The sequence below is a fragment of the Methylobacterium komagatae genome (assembly GCF_042661665.1).
Classification (GTDB): Bacteria; Pseudomonadota; Alphaproteobacteria; order Rhizobiales; family Beijerinckiaceae; genus Methylobacterium; species Methylobacterium komagatae.
Genome location: NZ_JBHSWN010000001.1, coordinates 2661654 through 2681868, shown reverse-complemented (window position 1 = coordinate 2681868; position 20215 = coordinate 2661654). Strand labels below are relative to the sequence as shown.

General features: G+C 67.8%; 17 protein-coding genes and 4 pseudogenes. 11 read left to right on the top strand and 10 right to left on the bottom strand.

All coding sequences use genetic code 11. The features are described from left to right. Positions 1–81: 81 nt before the first annotated feature. The gene (locus ACFQE0_RS13105) at positions 82–1053 is read right to left on the bottom strand and encodes a polyprenyl synthetase family protein (RefSeq protein WP_378970226.1); all 972 of its coding nucleotides are present in this window, start codon (positions 1051–1053) and stop codon (positions 82–84) included. 63 nt (positions 1054–1116) lie between these two features. Here ACFQE0_RS13105 and mtgA point away from each other — a divergent pair, with 63 nt between their 5' ends. Further along, on the top strand, positions 1117–1860 hold the full coding sequence (mtgA, locus tag ACFQE0_RS13100) for a monofunctional biosynthetic peptidoglycan transglycosylase (protein ID WP_378975462.1): 744 nt from the start codon (positions 1117–1119) through the stop codon (positions 1858–1860). On the opposite strand, the gene ACFQE0_RS13095 is transcribed toward mtgA, so the two are convergent. Then, positions 1861–3099: an argininosuccinate synthase gene (locus ACFQE0_RS13095; protein WP_378970223.1), complete on the bottom strand. Its 1239-nt coding sequence runs from the start codon at positions 3097–3099 to the stop codon at positions 1861–1863. It lies immediately after the preceding gene. Between the two features lie 198 nt (positions 3100–3297). Between ACFQE0_RS13095 and ACFQE0_RS13090 the strand changes: the two genes are divergently transcribed. The 7 genes and pseudogenes from ACFQE0_RS13090 (at position 3298) to ACFQE0_RS13060 (ending at position 10057) form a co-directional block, all read left to right on the top strand. After that, positions 3298–3918: a 2-hydroxychromene-2-carboxylate isomerase gene (locus ACFQE0_RS13090; protein ID WP_378970221.1), complete on the top strand. Its 621-nt coding sequence runs from the start codon at positions 3298–3300 to the stop codon at positions 3916–3918. Between the two features lie 58 nt (positions 3919–3976). Next, the gene (locus tag ACFQE0_RS13085; protein WP_378970218.1) at positions 3977–4660 is read left to right on the top strand and encodes a DsbA family protein; all 684 of its coding nucleotides are present in this window, start codon (positions 3977–3979) and stop codon (positions 4658–4660) included. A 237-nt stretch (positions 4661–4897) separates the two neighbouring features. Then, positions 4898–5470, top strand: a complete 573-nt coding sequence (locus tag ACFQE0_RS13080; RefSeq protein WP_378970216.1) for a F0F1 ATP synthase subunit delta — start codon at positions 4898–4900, stop codon at positions 5468–5470. A 54-nt stretch (positions 5471–5524) separates the two neighbouring features. Beyond that, a pseudogene (atpA, locus tag ACFQE0_RS13075) lies at positions 5525–7056 on the top strand (F0F1 ATP synthase subunit alpha). Positions 7057–7184: 128 nt separating this feature from the next. Then, positions 7185–8074: pseudogene (locus ACFQE0_RS13070) on the top strand (F0F1 ATP synthase subunit gamma). Between the two features lie 42 nt (positions 8075–8116). Further along, positions 8117–9575 (top strand): annotated as a pseudogene (gene atpD / locus ACFQE0_RS13065) (F0F1 ATP synthase subunit beta). 81 nt (positions 9576–9656) lie between these two features. Further along, positions 9657–10057, top strand: a pseudogene (locus tag ACFQE0_RS13060) (F0F1 ATP synthase subunit epsilon). 81 nt (positions 10058–10138) lie between these two features. Here the strand turns inward: ACFQE0_RS13060 and ACFQE0_RS13055 are convergent. From ACFQE0_RS13055 to ACFQE0_RS13020, 8 genes are read right to left on the bottom strand one after another with little or no spacing between them, the layout of a single operon-like run. Then, the gene (locus ACFQE0_RS13055) at positions 10139–11377 is read right to left on the bottom strand and encodes a CCA tRNA nucleotidyltransferase (protein WP_378970214.1); all 1239 of its coding nucleotides are present in this window, start codon (positions 11375–11377) and stop codon (positions 10139–10141) included. Then, a complete protein-coding gene (locus ACFQE0_RS13050; RefSeq protein WP_378970212.1) occupies positions 11374–11631 on the bottom strand; it encodes a DUF6111 family protein in 258 nt (85 codons plus the stop codon). The genes ACFQE0_RS13055 and ACFQE0_RS13050 overlap by 4 nt, the downstream gene beginning before the upstream one ends. A 47-nt stretch (positions 11632–11678) precedes the next feature. Next, a complete protein-coding gene (locus tag ACFQE0_RS13045) occupies positions 11679–12338 on the bottom strand; it encodes a CoA pyrophosphatase (RefSeq protein WP_378970210.1) in 660 nt (219 codons plus the stop codon). Beyond that, complete coding sequence (locus ACFQE0_RS13040; protein WP_378970208.1) at positions 12335–12916, bottom strand: DUF1285 domain-containing protein; 582 nt, start codon at positions 12914–12916, stop codon at positions 12335–12337. Before ACFQE0_RS13040 ends, ACFQE0_RS13045 begins: the two co-directional genes overlap by 4 nt. Positions 12917–12959: 43 nt before the next feature. Further along, the gene (locus tag ACFQE0_RS13035) at positions 12960–13379 is read right to left on the bottom strand and encodes a PaaI family thioesterase (protein WP_378970206.1); all 420 of its coding nucleotides are present in this window, start codon (positions 13377–13379) and stop codon (positions 12960–12962) included. A gap of 24 nt (positions 13380–13403) precedes the next feature. After that, positions 13404–15860 carry an ATP-dependent helicase HrpB gene (gene hrpB, locus ACFQE0_RS13030; protein ID WP_378970204.1) on the bottom strand — a complete coding sequence of 819 codons (2457 nt, stop codon included), beginning with the start codon at positions 15858–15860 and terminating at the stop codon, positions 13404–13406. Positions 15861–15907: 47 nt separating this feature from the next. Then, positions 15908–16417, bottom strand: a complete 510-nt coding sequence (locus ACFQE0_RS13025) for an OsmC family protein (RefSeq protein WP_378970202.1) — start codon at positions 16415–16417, stop codon at positions 15908–15910. 59 nt (positions 16418–16476) lie between these two features. Continuing rightward, positions 16477–17598, bottom strand: coding sequence for an aminotransferase class I/II-fold pyridoxal phosphate-dependent enzyme (locus ACFQE0_RS13020; RefSeq protein WP_378970200.1), 1122 nt, complete (start codon positions 17596–17598; stop codon positions 16477–16479). Positions 17599–17686: 88 nt separating this feature from the next. Here ACFQE0_RS13020 and ACFQE0_RS13015 point away from each other — a divergent pair, with 88 nt between their 5' ends. The 3 genes from ACFQE0_RS13015 to ACFQE0_RS13005 all read left to right on the top strand — a co-directional run bounded on the left by ACFQE0_RS13015 (position 17687) and on the right by ACFQE0_RS13005 (position 20181). Next, the gene (locus ACFQE0_RS13015) at positions 17687–18952 is read left to right on the top strand and encodes an adenosylmethionine--8-amino-7-oxononanoate transaminase (RefSeq protein ID WP_378970198.1); all 1266 of its coding nucleotides are present in this window, start codon (positions 17687–17689) and stop codon (positions 18950–18952) included. Positions 18953–19074: 122 nt separating this feature from the next. Beyond that, positions 19075–19461: a response regulator gene (locus tag ACFQE0_RS13010; RefSeq protein ID WP_378970196.1), complete on the top strand. Its 387-nt coding sequence runs from the start codon at positions 19075–19077 to the stop codon at positions 19459–19461. Between the two features lie 141 nt (positions 19462–19602). After that, positions 19603–20181: a MarR family winged helix-turn-helix transcriptional regulator gene (locus tag ACFQE0_RS13005; protein ID WP_378970194.1), complete on the top strand. Its 579-nt coding sequence runs from the start codon at positions 19603–19605 to the stop codon at positions 20179–20181. The last annotated feature ends 34 nt before the right edge of the window (positions 20182–20215 follow it).

Below are 20215 nucleotides of genomic sequence, written 5' to 3'. Positions count from 1 at the left end.
GGCGGCGCGGATCCAAAACGCGCGCCTCCCTGATTTGCTTCGCTTTGCTCGCAAAGACGGCGGCGAGGTCGGGGAAGCCCCTCAGGTCTTCCGCGCCACCGTGAACCGCGCCGCATCGCGCAGGATGCGGGCCCCCTCGCCCCATTGCGACACGGCATCTTCGCACTCGGCGACCAAGCGGTCGCATTCGGCGCGGGCGCCATCGAGGCCGAGGCGGTCGACCAGGGTCGCCTTGCCCGCGTCCTTGTCCTTGCCGGTGGCCTTGCCCATCGCTTCCGGGGATGCCTCGCGGTCGAGGATGTCGTCGGCGATCTGGAAGGCTTGGCCCAGCGCATGGCCGTAGCGCAGCAGCGCGGCCCGCTGGTCCTTGTCGGCCCCGCCGACGAGAGCACCGGCTTCCACCGAGAAGGCGAGAATGGCGCCGGTCTTCATCGCCTGCATGCGGAGGGTGTCATCGACGCCGAGATCGACCGCACCGAACCGGCCCTCGGCGGTGAGATCGAGAAGCTGGCCGCCGACCATCCCCCCGAGTCCGGAGGAGCGGGCGAGCCCGAGCACGAGGTCGGCGCGGATCGCCGGATCCGGCTGCCAAGTCGGGTCGGCAACGACCTCGAAGGCCAGCGTCTGGAGGGCATCGCCCACCAGGATCGCGGTGGCCTCGTCATAGGCCTTGTGCACCGTCGGCTTGCCGCGGCGCATGTCGTCGTTGTCCATGGCCGGAAGATCGTCGTGGACGAGCGAGTAGCAATGCACCAGCTCGACGCCCGCGCCCGCCGCCAGTGCCGCCGCCTCGGCACCGCCGAGCATCCGGGCCGTCTCGATGGCGAGGAACGGCCTCAGGCGCTTGCCGCCTCCGAGCACTGCGTGGCGCATCGCCTCCATCAGGCGCGGGGGGCGCGTGATCTCACCCGGGCCGGTCTGCTCGCCGAGACGTTCCACGAGGAAGGTCTCGACCTGCTGCGCAACCTGCGCGAGCCTGTGGGAAAAGTCATACGCGGAAGAGTTCGTCTTGACCGGACTGGCTTCCGACTGCGTTGAGGAGTTCAGGTTCATCGGGCGCTGCGTCCGGATCTGGCCGTGCGGGGTAAGTTGAGCATCGGCGTGAGGGAGGATGACATCAGAGCCGGGGCCGAAGAGGGGCATCCGGAACGGCTTGCGCAGCCGCGACCGGCGACCCGAACCCGACGGTCGGGGCCGTTTCGGCGGGCGGTCGGGCTGATTCTGCTCGTTCCCGCGGTGATTGTCGTCATTTTGCTCACGTTGGCGCTCGTCTATAGCGCAGTGACGCCGCCGTCGACTCTGATGCTTGGCCGTTGGTTGACGCTGCAGCCCGTCGAGCGTCAGGCCGTGCCCCTGTCGCGGATCGCCCCGGCGTTGCAACTCGCGGTGCTGACCTCAGAGGACCAGCGCTTCTGCCTCGACAATGGTGTCGATTTCGGCGCCCTCCGCGACGTGGTGGAGGATGAGGATTCGCCCTCGCGCGGCGCGTCGACCATCGCCATGCAAACGGTGAAGAACGTCTTCCTGTGGCCAGGGCGGTCCTACATCCGCAAGGCGATCGAGATTCCTTTGGCGCTCACGCTCGACACGCTGTGGGGCAAGCGCCGGATGATGGAGATCTACCTCAACGTCGCCGAATGGGGCGAGGGCATCTATGGGGCGCAGGCGGCGAGCCGCCACTGGTTCCATAAGGACGCCGCCGATCTCACGCGCTCCGAGGCGGCGTTGCTCGCCGCCGTCCTGCCGAATCCCATCGTCCGCAGTGCCGGCCGCCCCTCCCCCGGAGTGCGTCGCCGGGCGGCGCAGATCCAGGGGATGATGGGGCGGACGGAAGGGTTGGGCGCCTGCCTGAGGCGATGATTAGCCTTCGCGCTTCTTGCGCTGGGCGAGCGTACGCAGCCGCAGGGCGTTGAGCTTGATGAAGCCCGCCGCATCGCGGTGGTCGTAGGCGACGGCGCCTTCCTCGAAGGTCACGAGGTCCTGGTCGTAGAGCGAATTCGGGCTCTCCCGGCCGATGACATGGACGCCGCCCTTGTACAGCTTGAGCCGGACGGTGCCGGTGACCTTCTCCTGGCTCTTGTCGATCAGCGCCTGGATCATTTCCCGCTCCGGCGAGAACCAGAAGCCGTTGTAGATCAGCTCCGCGTATTGCGGCATGAGCTGGTCCTTCAGGTGGGCCGCACCCCGGTCCAGGGTGATCGACTCGATGGCGCGGTGGGCCGGCAGCAGGATCGTGCCGCCGGGCGTCTCGTACATGCCGCGGCTCTTCATGCCGACGAAGCGGTTCTCGACGAGGTCAAGCCGGCCGATCCCGTTGGCGTGGCCGAGTTCGTTGAGCTTGGCCAGCAGGCTCGCGGGCGAGAGCTTTTCGCCGTCGATCGAGACCGCGTCGCCCCGCTCGAAGCCGATGGTGATGATGGTCGGCTGGTCAGGCGCCTCTTCGGGTGAAAGCGTACGCGAGTAGACGTAATCCGGCACCTCGACCGCCGGATCCTCAAGCACCTTCCCTTCGGATGAGGCGTGCAGCAGGTTGGCGTCGACGGAGAACGGGCTTTCGCCGCGCTTGTCCTTGGCGATCGGAATCTGATGCTGCTCGGCGAAGGCGATCAGCTGCTCGCGCGAGCGCAGATCCCATTCGCGCCAGGGGGCGATGACGGTCACGTCCGGCTTCAGGGCATAGTAGCCGAGTTCGAACCGGACCTGATCGTTCCCCTTGCCGGTGGCGCCGTGGCACACCGCATCAGCGCCCACGCGCTCGGCGATCTCGATCTGCTTCTTAGCGATCAGCGGGCGGGCGATGGATGTGCCCAGCAGGTACACGCCCTCGTAGACGGCGTTCGCCCGGAACATCGGGAACACGTAATCGCGAACGAACTCCTCGCGAAGGTCCTCGATGTAAATGTTCTCCGGCTTGATGCCGAGGAGTTCGGCCTTGCGCCGCGCGGGCTCCAACTCCTCGCCCTGGCCGAGGTCGGCGGTGAACGTCACCACCTCGCAGCCATAGGTGGTTTGCAGCCATTTCAGGATGATCGAGGTGTCGAGGCCGCCGGAATAGGCGAGCACGACCTTCTTCACGGGGGGCTTGGCGAGATCGGTCATGCGACGTCCGGTAACAGGAGGGCCTGGAAGGCGGCGGCTTATCGCGGGCAACACCGACCTGCAACCGGCATGCCGCCTTGAGCGTATGCCCCTGTGAGGATGGGCCCGAATCGACAGGTCGGACGCCTTGAGCCCTGGCGTCGGCGGCCCAACTTGGCCAGACCGAACCTGTGAGACGATTACCGAGAGGCCGAACAGATGGCGCGCCAGCCCACATTGGAGTTCTGGTACGAATTTGCATCGACCTATTCGCACCTCGCGGCGCACCGCATCGAGGCAGCGGCAGAGGCGGCGGGTGTGAGCGTGCGCTGGCGGCCCTTCCTCGTTGGCCCGCTCTTCGCTTCGCAGGGCTGGACGACCTCGCCGTTCAACCTGTTCCCGGCCAAGGGCAGGAACATGTGGCGCGATCTCGAACGGCAGGCCGCGAGTTATGGTCTGCCACCGATCACCAAGCCCGATCCCTTCCCGCAGAACAGCCTGAATGCCGTTCGGGTCGCGTTGTTCGGACAGGATCAGGAGTGGCTGGTGCCGTTCTCCAAGGCGGTCTTTTCCGCGAGCTTCTCGCAGGGGCGCTCCATCTCGGAGCCATCGGCGGTCGTCGCGATCCTCGATTCGCTCGGTCTCGACGGGACACAGGTGCTGAAGGCAGCCGCGTCCGACGCCAACAAGACGAAGCTGCGGGTCGCCGTCGAGGAAGCGCGGTCTCGTGGGATCTACGGGGCCCCGACTTTCCTCACGGACGATGGCGAATTGTTCTGGGGTAACGACCGGCTGGAACAGGCCCTCGCCTGGGCGAGTGGAGACCGCCCCCGGGCTTAAGATGACGACAACCGGGGGCAGCCATAAAAGCGCCATCTGACGCCGCACGGGTTCCCCCATGATGTTGTCCCGCCGCCGCCTCCTCGCGGCCTCCGCCGGTCTCGCCCTTGCGGGGCCGGCCGCCGCCCAATCCTACGGCCAACGCGTTGCCGTGACCGGCGACGACGGCAAGGCGGTAGCGAATTCCGTCCTCCCCGGTGAGATCACGGGACAGATCCCCGCCCTGCGCGGCGTCACCTATGCCGGGCCGAAGGACGGCGAGACGGTTCTCTACGAGTTTTTCGACTTCAACTGCCCCTGGTGCCGGAAGGCCGCCGCCGACGTCGTGGCCCTGCACGAGTCGGACGCGGCCCTGCGCATCGGGCTCGTCCAAAATCCAATCCTCTCGCCGGAATCGGCGCAGGCGGCGAAGGTGATGCTCGCCGTTCAACGCAAGCTGGGCTCGGCGGCGGCGTTCGGCTTCTACCGTACCCTCCTGTCGAAGCCCGGCCGCATCGACGGCCCCGGCGCTTTGACCGCAGCCGCCGCGCTGGGCGTGCCGCAGGACGAGATCGAGCAGATCGCCGACAGCGACGAGGTCAGGCTGGCCCTGAAGAGCCATATGCGCATGGCGGCCGACCTCGGGCTCTACGCCACGCCGTCCTACGTACTCGGCAATGCGGGAGTTCTCGGCCATCCCGGCGCGAAGTCCATGGCCAAGATGATCAGCAGCATGCGCCGATGTGACCGGCTGGCCTGTTGAGAAAGCGCGAATTTGGTGGCGTCACACTTCTGCCGCCCTGTCGAGCAGCACGCCACCTCGCCTTGCGCCCATCGGTCCAGCCATGCTAGGCGGTCGCCGCGCCGGACGGGGGCGGCAACTGCCTTGCCCGACCCCGGCGCGATCCAAAAACCTTTGCCCAGGGCCGAAAGGCCTTGCGCAGCGCACGAGCGGGTTCCAAAGACCTGATCGGCGGGCAACGAGAGAAGAGAGCGACGGGTGGCGCAGAACGGTTCCGAGGCTGGTCCCCTGATCTCAGGCGTGGCAGGCCGGTACGCTTCCGCTCTTTTCGAGCTCGCGCGGGACGAGCGCCAGCTCGACTCCGTGGCCGAGGGCCTCAATCAATTCGACGGGCTGCTGAAAGAGAGCGCTGACCTGCGCCGTCTCGTGCGCAGCCCGGTCTTCAGCGCCGAGGAGCAGGAAGCCGCCGTCGGCGCCATCCTCGAGAAGGCCGGCATCACCGGCCTTGCTGCCAATTTCATCCGTCTCGCGGCGTCGAACCGGCGTCTCTTCGCTCTTCCCGGCATGATCGCGGCGTTCCGCGCCCTCGTGCGGGAGTCGAAGGGTATCGTCCGCGCCGAAGTGCGGGTAGCCGAGAAGCCTTCGGACGCGCTGATCGAGGAGATCAAGGCGTCGCTGAAGGACATCGCGAAGGCGGATGTCGACATCGACCTCGTGGTCGACCCGAGCCTGATCGGCGGCCTCGTCGTGAAGATGGGCTCCCGCATGGTCGACGCCTCGCTCAAGACCAAGCTCAACGGTATCCGCCTCGCGATGAGGGCTGCGCGCTAAGGCGCCACTCCGCGACCCGTAATTCGACCAGACGCTAACGCCACAGGGGCACCCATGGACATCCGCGCCGCCGAGATCTCCGCGATCCTCAAGGACCAGATCAAGAACTTCGGCGAAGAGGCCGAGGTCTCCGAGGTCGGTCAGGTTCTTTCCGTTGGTGACGGCATCGCCCGCGCCTACGGCCTCGACAACGTTCAGGCCGGTGAAATGGTCGAGTTCGAGTCGGGCGTGCGCGGCATGGCCCTGAACCTCGAGCAGGACAACGTCGGCATCGTGATCTTCGGCTCCGACCGTGAGATCAAGGAAGGCCAGACCGTCAAGCGCACGGGCGCCATCGTGGACGTGCCGGTTGGCAAGGGTCTGCTCGGCCGCGTCGTCGACGCCCTCGGCAACCCGATCGACGGCAAGGGTCCGATCCAGTCGACCGAGCGTCGCCGCGTCGACGTGAAGGCCCCGGGCATCATCCCGCGCAAGTCGGTGCACGAGCCGATGGCCACGGGCCTCAAGGCCATCGACGCCCTGATCCCGGTGGGCCGCGGCCAGCGCGAGCTGATCATCGGCGATCGCCAGACCGGCAAGACCGCCATCGCGCTCGACACGATCCTCAACCAGAAGCCCGGCCATGCTGCTGGCGGCGATGAGAAGGCCAAGCTCTTCTGCATCTACGTCGCCATCGGTCAGAAGCGCTCGACCGTCGCCCAGTTCGTGAAGGTCCTCGAGGACCAGGGTGCGCTTGAGTACTCGATCGTTATCGCCGCCACCGCCTCGGACGCCGCGCCGATGCAGTTCATCGCGCCGTTCGCCGGCTGCGCCATGGGCGAGTACTTCCGCGACAACGGCATGCATGCCGTGATCGTGTACGACGATCTGTCCAAGCAGGCCGTCGCCTACCGCCAGATGTCCCTGCTGCTGCGCCGCCCGCCGGGCCGCGAGGCTTACCCGGGCGACGTGTTCTACCTGCACAGCCGTTTGCTCGAGCGCGCCGCCAAGATGGGCGACGCTGCCGGCAACGGCTCGCTGACCGCCCTCCCGGTCATCGAAACCCAGGCCAACGACGTGTCGGCCTACATCCCGACCAACGTGATCTCGATCACCGACGGCCAGATCTTCCTCGAGACGGACCTGTTCTACCAGGGCATCCGCCCGGCGGTGAACGTCGGCCTTTCGGTGTCGCGCGTGGGCTCCTCGGCTCAGACCAAGGCGATGAAAAAGGTCGCCGGCAAGATCAAGGGCGAGCTGGCGCAGTACCGCGAGATGGCGGCCTTCGCTCAGTTCGGTTCAGATCTCGACGCCTCGACCCAGCAGCTGCTGAACCGCGGCTCGCGCCTTACCGAGCCCTGAAGCAGCCGCAGTTCTCGCCGCTGAAGATGGAAGAGCAGGTTGCGGTGATCTACGCTGGCGTGAACGGCTACCTCGACAAGCTCCCGCTCGCGAAGGTCCGCCCGTTCGAGGACCAGCTCCTCGCCACCCTGCGCAGCAAGCACAAGGACCTGCTCGACTCGATCGCCGCCTCGAAGGACCTGTCGGACGAGAACGCCGGCAAGCTCAAGACCGTCGTCGAGGGCGTGGCCAAGGCCATCGCCTGAACCGAGCCCTCCTGATCCCGGGACCGCCCGGGATCAGGCTTGCGCTTGCCTGAACCGGGCGAGCACCATCCGCCTCCTCTCGATCCGCGGGAGGAGAGGCCCCTAGGAACGGACCTGGACCTCACTCGATGGCGAGCTTGAAGGACCTGCGGAACCGCATCACCTCGGTGAAGGCGACGCAGAAGATCACCAAGGCCATGCAGATGGTCGCCGCAGCCAAGCTGCGCCGCGCCCAGATGGCCGCTGAAGCGGGCCGGCCCTTCGCCGAGAAGATGGCTGGCGTGCTGGCTAATCTCGCTGGCAACATGGTCGGCGGCGCTGGCGCCCCGAAGCTGCTGTCCGGCACGGGCTCAGAGCAGGTGCACCTGTTGGTCATCTGCACCGGCGACCGTGGCCTCTGCGGCGCGTTCAACTCCTCGATCGTCCGCATGGCCCTTCGTGAGCATGTCACGAAGCTTCAGGCCGCCGGGAAGACGGTCAAGTTCATGACCGTGGGTAAGAAGGGCTACGACCTTCTCCGCCGTCAGTACCGCGACCAGATTGTCGAGAACATGGACATCCGCGGTAACAAGCCGGTGGATTACGCCTTCGCGACCGAGATCGCCCAGAAGATCGTCGCGCGCTTCGATGCGGGCGAGTTCGATGTGGCGACGTTGTTCTTCTCCGAGTTCCGCTCGGTGATCTCGCAGGTTCCGACCGCGCAGCGCCTGATCCCGGCGGAGCTTCCGGCCACGACCGACAGCACGGCCAAGCCCGGAGGCGAAGCATCGCTCGAGTTCGAGCCCTCCGAGGAGGCGATCCTGGAGACCCTGCTGCCGCAGAACCTCGCAGTGCAGGTGTACCGGGCGCTTCTCGAGAACGCCGCTTCCGAGCAGGGCGCGCGCATGAGCGCGATGGATTCCGCCACGCGCAACGCGGGCGAGATGATCAAGAAGCAGACGCTGGTCTACAACCGGACCCGTCAGGCGATGATCACCAAGGAGCCATCGAAATCATCTCCGGCGCAGAGGCCCTCTAAGGGTATCGGCACCGTCCGCACAGATTGAAGGGTCAGCAGACAATGGCGAACACCGCACTCCCCGGCGCCGGCTCCAACAAGACCGGCAAGATCACCCAGGTCATCGGCCCCGTGGTCGACGTGCAGTTCGAGGGCCACCTGCCCGAGATCCTGAACGCTCTGGAGACCAAGAACAACGGCGCCCGCCTCGTCCTCGAGGTCGCTCAGCAGCTCGGTGAGAACACCGTCCGCTGCATCGCCATGGACACGTCCGAGGGTCTGACCCGCGGGCAGGAGTGCACCGACACCGGCGAGCCGATCAAGGTTCCGGTGGGCATGAACACCCTCGGCCGCATCATGAACGTCATCGGCGAGCCGATCGACGAGCTCGGCCCGGTCGTCACGGACACTTACCGCGCCATCCACCAGCCGGCTCCCTCCTACGCCGAGCAGTCGACCGAGGCGCAGATCCTCGTCACCGGCATCAAGGTGGTGGACCTGCTCGCTCCCTACGCCAAGGGCGGTAAGATCGGCCTGTTCGGCGGCGCCGGCGTCGGTAAGACCGTGCTGATCATGGAGCTGATCAACAACATCGCGAAGGTGCACTCCGGTTACTCGGTGTTCGCCGGCGTGGGTGAGCGTACCCGTGAGGGCAACGATCTCTATCACGAGATGATCGAGTCCAACGTGAATAAGAACCCGAAGGAGAACGGCGGTTCGGCCGAGGGTTCGAAGTGCGCGCTGGTCTATGGCCAGATGAACGAGTCCCCCGGCGCCCGCTCCCGCGTGGCCCTGACCGGCCTGACCATCGCGGAGCAGTTCCGTGACGAGGGCCAGGACGTGCTGTTCTTCGTGGACAACATCTTCCGCTTCACCCAGGCGGGCTCCGAGGTGTCGGCGCTTCTCGGTCGTATCCCCTCGGCCGTGGGTTACCAGCCGACGCTGGCCACCGACATGGGCGCCCTGCAGGAGCGCATCACCACCACGAACAAGGGTTCCATCACCTCGGTGCAGGCCGTGTACGTGCCGGCCGACGATCTGACCGACCCGGCGCCCGCCGCCTCGTTCGCCCACCTAGACGCCACGACCGTGCTGTCCCGCTCCATCGCCGAGAAGGGCATCTACCCGGCCGTGGATCCGCTGGACTCCACCTCGCGCATGCTGTCGCCGACCATCCTCGGCGAAGAGCACTACGACGTGGCCCGCCGCGTGCAGCAGACCCTGCAGCGCTACAAGGCCCTGCAAGACATCATCGCGATCCTGGGCATGGACGAGCCTGTCCGAAGAGGATAAGCTCACCGTGACCCGCGCCCGCAAGATCGAGCGCTTCTTCTCGCAGCCCTTCTCGGTGGCCGAAGTGTTCACCGGCTCGCCGGGCAAGCAGGTTGCCCTGGAAGACACGATCAAGGGCTTCAAGGGCCTCGTGAACGGCGACTACGACGACCTCCCCGAGGCGGCCTTCTACATGGTCGGCACCATCGAGGAGGCCCAGGAGAAGGCCAAGAAGCTCAAGGCGGCGTAAGCCGGCTATAGCCCCTCCCCTTACCGGGGAGGGGCCATACTTCCCTCCGGGAAGAGAGCTTGAGGCGGGAATTCTGAGACGATGGCCACCTTCCATTTCGATTTCGTCGGCCCCGAGCGGACGCTGTATTCCGGCGAGGTGAACGCCGTTCAGTTGCCCGGTATTGAGGGCGAGATGACCGTGATGGCGGGTCACGCCCCGGTCGTCACGTCGCTGCGCGTCGGCGTCATCGTCGTCACCGAGAGCGCCGGTGCGGGCAAGCGCATCTATGTCCGCGGTGGCTTCGCCGATATCGGTCCGCAGGGCGTCACTGTCCTGGCCGAGCGCGCGGCCCCGATCGAGGAGCTAAACGCGGCTTCCCTCGACCGCGACATCGAGGCAATTCAACTGCAGTACGACATGGCCGAGGATCCGCAGAAGCGCGAGGAGCCAATGCTCAGATCGTGCAGCTGCGTGAGACCAAGGAACTGCTGAAGCTCTAAGCTTCATAGCCTTGTCCAACGACACGGCGTCCCCGACCGAAAGGCGCGGGGACGTTTTCGTTTCGAGAGCCGGGCTCTGCCCTATTGGCTTGCAGCGACAAAGGCCTTCGCCAGAAGGTCGCCGCGCGAAACTTCATCCATTGGACAGCCGCGAGCGAGCCATTCGGCTTTCGCCACCGCCAACCCGTGTCCAATATGGCGGCCGGGCTTCAAGCCAGCGTCGATGAGGTCGCTCCCCGCCAGGGGAAAGACCGGATCGTTCTTCCCACCGGCCAGATCATTGGCCTCGGCAAGTGCATCGGCATCCGGCTGCGGACGAGGCTCTGCCGACAGGATCGCCAGGGTCTGCGCGACCATCGCCCCACCATGCCGGGCTGCTAGAGCCCTGACGTCCCCGCGACCAATCCGCTCTCGACCGTGGAGAACTTCAAGTAGGCGAGCATAGGTCGCGAGTTGCGCAGCTTCGTTGTTGGCGAGGCGCAAGTCCTCGCGCAGGCGAGGCTCGTCATGAGCGGCATGGACGCAAAGGGCTGCGAGCCGCATTGCAGCGCCCTGCCCTGCCTCCGCGCTGCGGGCGAGGCGTCCGAGTTCAGGCACGCCGCCGCTGATCCGCTGTAGCAGCCCGGTCGTTGCAAGAAGGGCTGCCACGGGCACGCAGCCCGGCGCGAGCAGAAGCTTCATGAACTCGCTACGCACCCGCTCGCGGGACAGGCCGTCGAGGGCATCGCGCGCGGCGATGCAGGCGGATAGCGCTTCCGCATCGGGCTCGCCGGAAGCGAAGCGCGCGTGGAAACGGAAGAACCGCAAGATGCGCAGGGCATCCTCGCGAATGCGGGTTGCGGCCTCACCGATGAAGCGGACACGGCCCGCATGCAAATCGTCCACGCCCCCGACCGTATCGTGCACAATGCCATCGGCACCGACAGAGAGAGCGTTGATCGTGAAGTCGCGCCGGGCCGCATCCTGCGCGAAGTCGCCGCCGAATCGCACCACGGCATGGCGACCATCCGTTTCGACATCCTCACGAAGCGTCGTGACTTCCAGCGGTTCCTGCGGCGTGACCACGGTGATGGTGCCATGCTCGATGCCGGTCGGCACGGCTTTCAAACCTGCCGCCCTTGCCCGCTCCATCACAGCTTCCGGGCGAAGCGTCGTGGCGAGGTCGATATCGGACGCGGAATGGCCCAGCAGCGCATCGCGCACGCAGCCGCCGACGAGGCGCGTTTCCTCTCCTGGAACAGACAGCGCCGCGAAAGCCGCGCGCACGCCGGGGCGGGCGAGGAGCGCCGCCGGGCCAGCCCGATCGAGCGTGCGGCTCACCGGAACTGTCCCGGAACGAGGCGGCCGTTTTCCATGTGCGGCGGCACATAGCCCGTGGAACGGCGCTCGGAGAACAGGCCCTCGTACACGAGGGACATGATGACCACGAACAGTCCGGCGAGCACGAGCCGGAAGCCCTGCTTGCTCCAGTGATGGAACTGGAAAGGATTGCGTCCCGTGACGACGAGCAACACGAGGAACAGGCCGAAGGGTATCAGGAAGAGGCCGAACTCTTCGATGAAGCGGCGAAGCATGATGATGCCGGCTTGAGGACGAGACGCGGAGGCTGGCGCCCGTCAGACTAACGCGTCGCGTCCGCGCTGTCGTCCGGATAGAGCCGTTCGCGCAGATTGTTCAGAATTCCGGCGGTCACGCCCCAGATCAGCCGCTCGCCGAAATGCATCGCGTAGAAGTAGCGCAGCCGTCCCTGCCATTCCCGCGAGCGTAGGGCGTAGCGCTCCCGGTCCATGAGGAAGGCGAGTGGCACTTCGAACACCTCTGCTACCTCTGTCGGGTTTGGCTGGAAGGGCACGGTGGGCTCGGCCAAACCGATCACGGGGGTCACGAGGAAGCCCGTGCCCGAGAGGTAGGGGTCCAGATAGCCGAGCACCCGCACTTCGTGCGGCGCCAGGGCGATCTCCTCCTGCGCCTCGCGCAAAGCCGCCTCGGCGGGGCCAGGATCGGACGGGTCGATCTTGCCGCCCGGCAGGGCGACCTGCCCGGAATGGTCGCGCAGCCCCATAGCGCGCTGGGTCAGCACCAGGGCAGGACCGTCCGGCCGGTGCAGGATCGGCAACAGCACGGCGGCCCGGCGATGGGGCGGCGGCGGAATCACAGCCGACCCGTCCGGATCGATGCTGTGGTCGCCGCGCGGGTTCGAGGTCGGATCGTCCGGACCCGGTGGGTGGCGCGACAGACCCGCCTCGGCACGGGCGAGAAAATCGGCGAGCGACGCGCTCACGCGTCGAAAGCCGGGGCGATCATGTGGAAGATCCCGCCCGCCTCGATCCCGAGCCAGGTTTCCCCGTCGATCTCGCGTTCTTCCGCGAGGTCCACGAGTTCATAGGTCAGGGCTCGGGTCACCAAGGCCCATAGGCCCCGTCGGACGTGGAGATAGGGTTTCAGACCGCCCTGCGGATCCTGCTCGAAGCGAAGGCCGTGCTCGGCATCGACGCTCACGAGGTCATCGACATTGGTGCGGAAGGCGATCGTCCTGTCCGCGCCCTCTCCCTCCACGGCCATCTCGACGGCGAGGAACGGCGCGTCCTCCACGGCGATGCCGACGCATTCCGCCGGGGTGACGAGCACCGTTCGCCCATCCGGCTCGCGCCGCAGGATGGTCGAGAACAGGCGAACCAACTTCTCGCGGCGGATCGGCGAGCCGTTATGGTGCCACGTGCCATCAGCAGCAATGCGGATATCGATCTCGCCGCAATAGGGCGGGTTCCAGGCCTCGACCGGCGGAAGTCCCCGTTTCGGAAGGGCGCCGAGGGCCGCGCTCAGGCGGCTCAGGGCCGGGTCGGTGGCGTCGTCGCTCATGGCCGGAAGATAGCGCCGCCTCGCCCCCTCAGCCATGGGCGGATCAACCTTTCCGGCCTCTCAGAATCTTCCAGACCCCGTCCGCCGTGGCGACGAGGCGCTCACCATCGCGGACCTCGCCTCGCAGGAAAGCCATGGACCCGGTACGCTTCATCAGAAACGGCTCGCAGGTCAGCCAATCGCCGATCCGGCCCGCATCGAGAAACTTCATCTCGAGTTGGATCGTGACGCAATTCGCCCCATCGGCCGCCGCCATGGCTGCGACGCCCATGGCCCGGTCGGCGAAGCTCATCAGCATGCCGCCATGCACGACACGGATGAGATTGGCGTGTTTCTGCGCGGCGCGGAAGCCGTAGACGCTGCCCCGGGCATAGAGCGGGCCGACCAGGGCAATGAAGCCTTCGTCCTCGATGGGCAGCCACTCGGCGCTTGGGGGATCGTCGTGCTCTGGTTCAGGCGTCATCGAGGGCAAACGTCCATCTAGGGATCAGGTACCGCGGGGCTTGGCCCGGCGGGTCGGCGCCTCGGCCAGGGGATCGTCCGGCCAGGGATGGCGAGGATAGCGCCCCCGCATTTCGGCGCGGACGGCGGCCCAGGAGCCGCGCCAGAAGCCCGGCAGGTCACGGGTGATCTGGATCGGCCTCTGGGCGGGCGAGAGCAGATGCAGCACGAGGGGCCGACCTCCCGCGCTCGGGTGGCTGTCGAGGCCGAACAATTCCTGCACCCGCACCGACAGGGCGGGTTCCTCGGCGGCGTAATCGACCGGGATGCGCGAGCCTGTCGGCACCTCGACATGGGTCGGCGCGGCCTTGTCGAGGCGCGCGCGCATCTCCCACGGCAGGAGCGCGTGGAGGGCGTTGGCGAGGTCGTCGGCCGTGATCGCGGCGAGGCTGGTTCGGCCTTGGATCGACGGAGCGAGCCAGTCAGCCGCCTTCTCCGCGAGCGCGGCATCGGAGAGGTCCGGCCAGGGCTCACCTTCGGCAGCGCGCATGAAGTTTACGCGGGCACGCCATTGGGCGATAGCGGCCGTCCAGGGCAACCGGTCGAGGCCGAGTTTGGCGATGCCCTCGGCCAGGATCGCGGCGGACCTCTCGTCGCCCGGTACCGGCAGGGTCTTCTCACCGAGATTGACCGCACCCAGGCGGCGCACCGCGCGGGCGCGCAGGGCAGCCGCCTGCGGATCGAAGGTGACCTGCGTGACCGATTCGATGCGATCGGCAAACAGGGCCTCGATCGTCTCCGCACCGATGGCGGCGGCTGCAAGGATGCGCGCGTTGGCGGCGCTGCCCGCGAGGTCCGCGATGACGATGAAAGTTTCCCGCGCGAGGGGGCTCGCGGCGTCGAGCCGCCCGGCCCGGCCGCTGGCCATCACGAACTCGCCCTCCTTCCCCCGGGCGCGAGCGACGCGATCCGGGAAGGCGAGCGCTAGAAGTGGGCCAGCGGGTGACGGCTCGGCTGGGCCCGTGGCGCCCGCGATGCGCGCCCAGTTCTCGGCGAGACGCCGCATGTCGGCGGCTCGTCCACCCCGATCGCGGCTGAAGCGCTCGACGCGCTCATCGAGATCGACGCTATCCCCACCAAGGCCTCGCTCCACCAGGACGGCAGCGAGGTTGGCCGCGGCCCGGCCGCGCCCGTCGAGGGCGGCGCTTGCCACCATGCGCGCAAGGCGCGGGGGCAGCGGCAGGGCGCGCAGGCGGCGGCCCGTCTCGGTTAGTCGCCCCTCCGCATCCAGGGCGCCGAGCCCTTCAAGCATCGCGCGCGCCTCGGCGAGCGCTGGGGCCGGGGGCGAATCGAGGAAGGCGAGCGTGCGCGGATCGGTGACACCCCAAGCGGCGCAATCCAGCAGCATCCCGGCGAGGTCGCTCGACAGGATCTCGGGACGGGCAAAGGCATCGAGCGCACCGGTCGCTGCGTCCGGCCACAGACGCCAGCAGATGCCGGGCTCCGTGCGTCCCGCGCGGCCTCGGCGCTGATCCACCGCCGCCCGTGAAGCTCGTGCCGTGACAAGTCGCGTGAGCCCAAGGCCGGGCTCGTAGACCGGCACCCGCGCGAGCCCGGAATCGACCACGATGCGCACACCCTCGATGGTGAGCGAGGTTTCGGCGATAGAGGTCGCGAGCACCACCTTGCGCTGGCCGGGCGGCGGCGGGCTAACCGCCCTGTCCTGCTCGGCGGGGGTGAGCGCGCCGTAAAGGGGGGCGATGATTATGTCCGGCCCGACCTTTCCGGCCAGCGCCTCGGCGGTGCGGCGGATCTCGGCCTGCCCCGGGAGGAAGACCAGCACCGAGCCGGGATCGGCCCGAAGTGCACGCAGCACGGCGTCGGTGACGCTGTCTTCGAGGCGCTTGTTCGGGTCGCGATCGAGGTGGCGCGTCTCCACCGGAAAGGCGCGCCCCTCCGAGGCGACGACCGGCGCATCGCCGAGCAGGGCCGCCACCCGCGCCCCGTCGAGGGTCGCGGACATGACGAGGATCCGCAGATCCTCCCGCAGGCCGCCCTGTGCGTCGAGGGCGAGCGCGAGCCCGAGATCGGCGTCGAGGGAGCGCTCGTGAAACTCATCGAACAGCACGGCGCCGATGCCGGTGAGTTCGGGGTCATCGAGGATCATGCGCGTGAACACGCCCTCGGTGACGACCTCGATCCGGGTCCGCGCAGAAATCTTCGAGCCGAGCCGAACCCGCAGCCCGACCGTTCCGCCGACCTCTTCGTTCAGAGTGCGCGCCATCCGCGCTGCGGCGGCACGGGCCGCGAGGCGACGGGGCTCCAGCAGAATCACCTTGCCGTCGCCGAGCCAGGGGGCAGCCAGCAGGTCGAGGGGGACGCGGGTGGTCTTACCCGCGCCAGGCGGCGCCACGAGCACGGCGGTGTTGCGGGCTTCGAGCGCCCGGCGAAGTTCGGGAAGCGCCGCCTCGATCGGGAGGCTGGCATGGGGATCGGCGGCCATCACCGTCGCTGATGGCGCGGCGGCGGCGATGACGCAACAGGCCGCGCTCAGGCCGTGGTTACGGCCACGGAGAGCGCCGGCTTGTGGTTCAGCGTCTGGAACACAACGCAATACCGCTCGGTGAGCTTCAGGAGTTGGGCCAGCTTCTCCTCGGACGCATCGGTATCGAGTTTGAACGAGAGGCGGATGTCGCGGAAGCCGACCGGGGCTTCCTTATCGACGCCGAGCGTGCCGCGGAAATCCAGGTCGCCCTCGGCCGATACGGTTCCGGAGCGAAGCGGAATTTCCAGGGCGGTCGCCACCGCCTTTACGGTCACGCCCGCACAGGCGACGAGGGCCTCAAGCAGCATATCCCCGGAGCAGAGTTCGGCGCCGGAGCCGCCGGTCGCCGGATGGAGGCCCGCCACGGCCAGGGCCCGGCCGGTCTCGACCTTGCAGGCGATCTTGCTGTCATCGAGCGTGCCGTTCGCCTTGAGGGTGATGACGGCCGAATCGGGGGCGTTCCGATACTGGTCCTTCAGCGGGGCCTGTAGGCTGCGCAGGGTGGTGGCGTCCATGATCGTCCTGTCCTCCGGTTCGTTGTTGTGGCTGGGCCTAACCTCTTGGGCCGCCCGGCTCAACCGGCGGTGAGGCGCGCTACGGCCTCGGACAGGGCATCGACCTGCGATTCGCTGTGAGCCGCCGAGAAGGCGACCCGCAGGCGCGCGGTCCCGGCGGGCACCGTCGGCGGGCGGATCGCCACGACGAGGAAGCCCTCCGCTTCGAGCTGCGCCGAGAGGTCGAGCGCCTGCTGCGCCTCACCCACCAGCACGGGCACCACGGCGCTCTCGGCTTCGGGCAGTCCCAATCGGGCGGTGAAGCGCCGGGCCAGGGCCAGCGGCCGGGCGCAGCGATCCGGCTCTTCCTCGAGGATGACCAGCGCTTCGAGGGCTGCAGCGGCCGAGGCTGGAGGCAGGCCCGTCGTGTAGATGAAGCTGCGCGCGCGGCTGGTCAGCAGGTCGATGACCGCGCGAGAGGCGCACAGATAGCCGCCATAGGAGCCGAGAGACTTCGACAGCGTGCCCATTTCGAGGGGCGCGCGCGGCCCATCCTCGATCACGCCGAGGCCGTGGGCGTCGTCTACCAGCGTCCAGGCGTCGAAATCCCTGGCGATGGACAGAATGTCGTCCATCGGCGCGCGGTCTCCGTCCATGGAGAAGATGCGCTCGGTGAGGAGGAGCGCCCGGCCATGCCCCGCGCGGTTGGCCGCGAGCACGGATCGCAGATCGTCCATGTCGTTATGGCGGAAGGTGAGCACGCGGGCGCCGGACAGCCGCGCCCCCGCCCACATGCAGGCGTGGGACAGGTCATCAAGCAGGACGAGATCGCCGGACCCGGCCAGGGCCGGCGTGATGCCGAGATTGGCGAGGTAGCCGCTGCCGAACACCATGGCCGCTTCCTTGCCCTTATGGGCCGCGAGCCGCGTTTCGAGTTCGCCCAGGATCGCGTGGTTGCCCGTCACAAGGCGAGAGCCGCCCGCGCCCGCGCCATGGGCGGCGACCGCTGCCTGCGCCGCCGCGATGACGCGCGGATGCTGCGACAGGCCGAGGTAATCGTTGCAAGAGAATGAGACCATCGCCCGCCCGCCGCGCGTTGCGGCGGAATCCGGCCCGCGCCCGGTGGTCGTGAGCCGCCGACGCAGGGCGCCGGCTTCGAGGGCGGCGAGCTTCTGCTCCGCGAAGGCATCGAGGCTGTTCATGGCAGCGAGAAGCCAGGGGCGCGACAGGCCGTCAAGAGCGCCCCGCCGACGGTTGACCGGGGCGGCGCCTCTCTCCATCCCCCATGGCATGAGCGAGGCACGATCCACCCACCTCTGGCGCCCCTATACGCAGATGAAGCACGCCGCCCCTCCCCTGGAGGCGGTGGCGACGACGGGCACGCGCATCCGCCTCGCGGACGGACGTGAACTCGTGGATGGCATCGCCTCGTGGTGGACGGCCGTGCACGGCTACAACCATCCCCACATTGCTGGGGCCGTGGCGGCCCAACTCGCGGCCATGCCTCACATCATGTTCGGGGGTCTGACCCACGCTTCAGCCGAAAGGCTGGCGGCGCGGCTCGCCGCCCTCCTGCCCGGCGATCTCGACCACGTCTTCTTCAGCGATTCGGGATCGGTCGCCGTGGAAGTCGCGCTGAAGATGGCGGCGCAGCTCTGGATCAACCGGGGCGTCGCGGGGCGGACGAAGGTGCTCGCCTTCCGGGGCGGCTACCACGGCGACACGATGGGGGCGATGTCGGTCTGCGACCCCGAGGAGGGCATGCATCGGCGCTTCGGCGCGTGGTTGCCCGAACAGATCTTTTGCGATCTGCCCCGGACCGAGGCCGAGACAAATACCCTCGACGCCGCCCTGACACACAATCGCGACCGGCTCGCCGCCCTGATCGTGGAGCCCCTGGTGCAGGGCGCGGGCGGGATGCTGATGCATCCTCCGGAGGTCCTGGCGCGCATCGCCACTCTCGCCCGGCGAAACGGCCTGCCGCTCATCGTGGACGAGATCTTCACCGGCTTCGGCCGCACCGGCACGATGTTCGCCTGCGAGCAGGCAGGCATCGTCCCCGACATCGTGTGCCTGTCCAAGGCGCTGACCGGTGGGACCCTGACCCTGGCCGCCACCGTGGCGCGGACGGAGATCTTCTCGGCCTTCTGGTCGGACGATCCGGCGGCGGCGCTGATGCATGGGCCGACCTTCATGGCCAATCCCCTCGCCTGCGCCGCCGCCAATGCCAGCCTCGACCTGTTCGAGCGCGAACCTCGTCTCGAGCAGGCTCGCGCCATCGAGAGCCGTCTCACCGACGGCCTCGCGGACCTTCGCGGCCTGCCCGGCGTGGCGGATGTACGGGTGCTCGGCGCCATCGGCTGCTTGCAATTCGCAAACACGCCGGATCTCGCGGCGCTCAAGGAGCGGCTCGTGGCCCGTGGTGTCTGGGTGCGCCCCTTCGGCGACATCCTCTACCTCACGCCTGCGCTGTCGATCGAAGCGGCCGACCTCACCCGGCTGATCGACGCCGTGACGGACACCGTCCGAGAAGAAGCCCAGCGCTTAAATCCGTGAGCGCGTGCGCGAGAGGTACGCACTACGCTGCAACTCCGTCGCGTTTCTCCCGTTGGGCTTAGGGCTGGAGACGCCGCAAACCGGCTATGCCGGAAGGGAGTGCGGCGGGGGAGGAGCATGACGTGACGAGCGAGCAGACGAGAGCGGACGATCGGCCGGTGATCCTCCTCGTCGAGGACGAGGCGCTCACCATCATGGACCTCGGCGACGTCCTCGAAGAAGGCGGCTACGACACCATTCAATGCGCCTCGGCGGAGCGCGCCCTGAGCATCCTGCAGACACGGCCCGATATCTGCGGGCTCGTTACCGACGTTCAGCTTTCGGGTAAGACCGACGGGTTCGATCTCGCCGCCTCGGTGGCCGAGGCGCGCCCGCAACTGCCGATTCTCATCGTGTCGGGCCGTGCCGCGCCCGATCCCGAGCGCATGCCGGGGCACGCGGAATTCATTGCGCGGCCGTGCAGCGGTGAAGACATCCTGCAGCGCTTGCGTCATCTGATGGATTGCTGATCCGCAAGCCATCTTGGCCTTTGTCATCCGACCGTCACCGGTCTTCCCCCATGAGCCTCGTGCCGGGAGAAGGACGGGAATCGAAGGGTGCAGGTCTACGATCTTCCGGTGGTTGCCGCCGGATCCGACTCAGGCTCGCCAATGGGCGACAAAGCGAAGCTCGATCACGGGGCGGGGGTGGATAACACCGTTTTCGATCCCGGATCGAAGAAGCTGCGGCCTCCGGGCTCTCGCAGCGTCGGCTGGGCGCTGATTCAGGCGGCCCGCCTCCACCGCGCCCGCACGGGCGACAGGCTGGCCAAGATCGGCCTGTTCGCCGGGCAGGAGCAGGTCGTGCAGGTGTTGGCTGCCGCTGGCACGATGACCATGGGCGACCTCGCCGCGCTGCTGCGCGTGCGCCCGCCCACCGCCTCCAAGACCGTGACGCGGCTCGCCGCCCTCGGCATCGTCGAGCGCCGTGCCGAGGCAGGAGACGGGCGCGTGGTTCGCGTGCGCCTGACCGAGGCTGGGCTCGCCAAGGCTCAGGCGATTGAGGCAATCCAGGAAGAGGTCGAGGCGGAATTGCTCGATCATCTCGACAAGGGTGATCGCCGCCGCCTGAGGAAGCTTCTGCGCAAGGCCGCCAAGGGCCTCGCCGAAGCCGCCGGCGCGGCTGGACCTGCCTCCGATATGGATGCCGAGATGGAAGGCGAAGACGAGACCGACGCCCTCGAACCGTAGGCTCGGCGTCCACGCGGACAGTTGCAACTTTGTA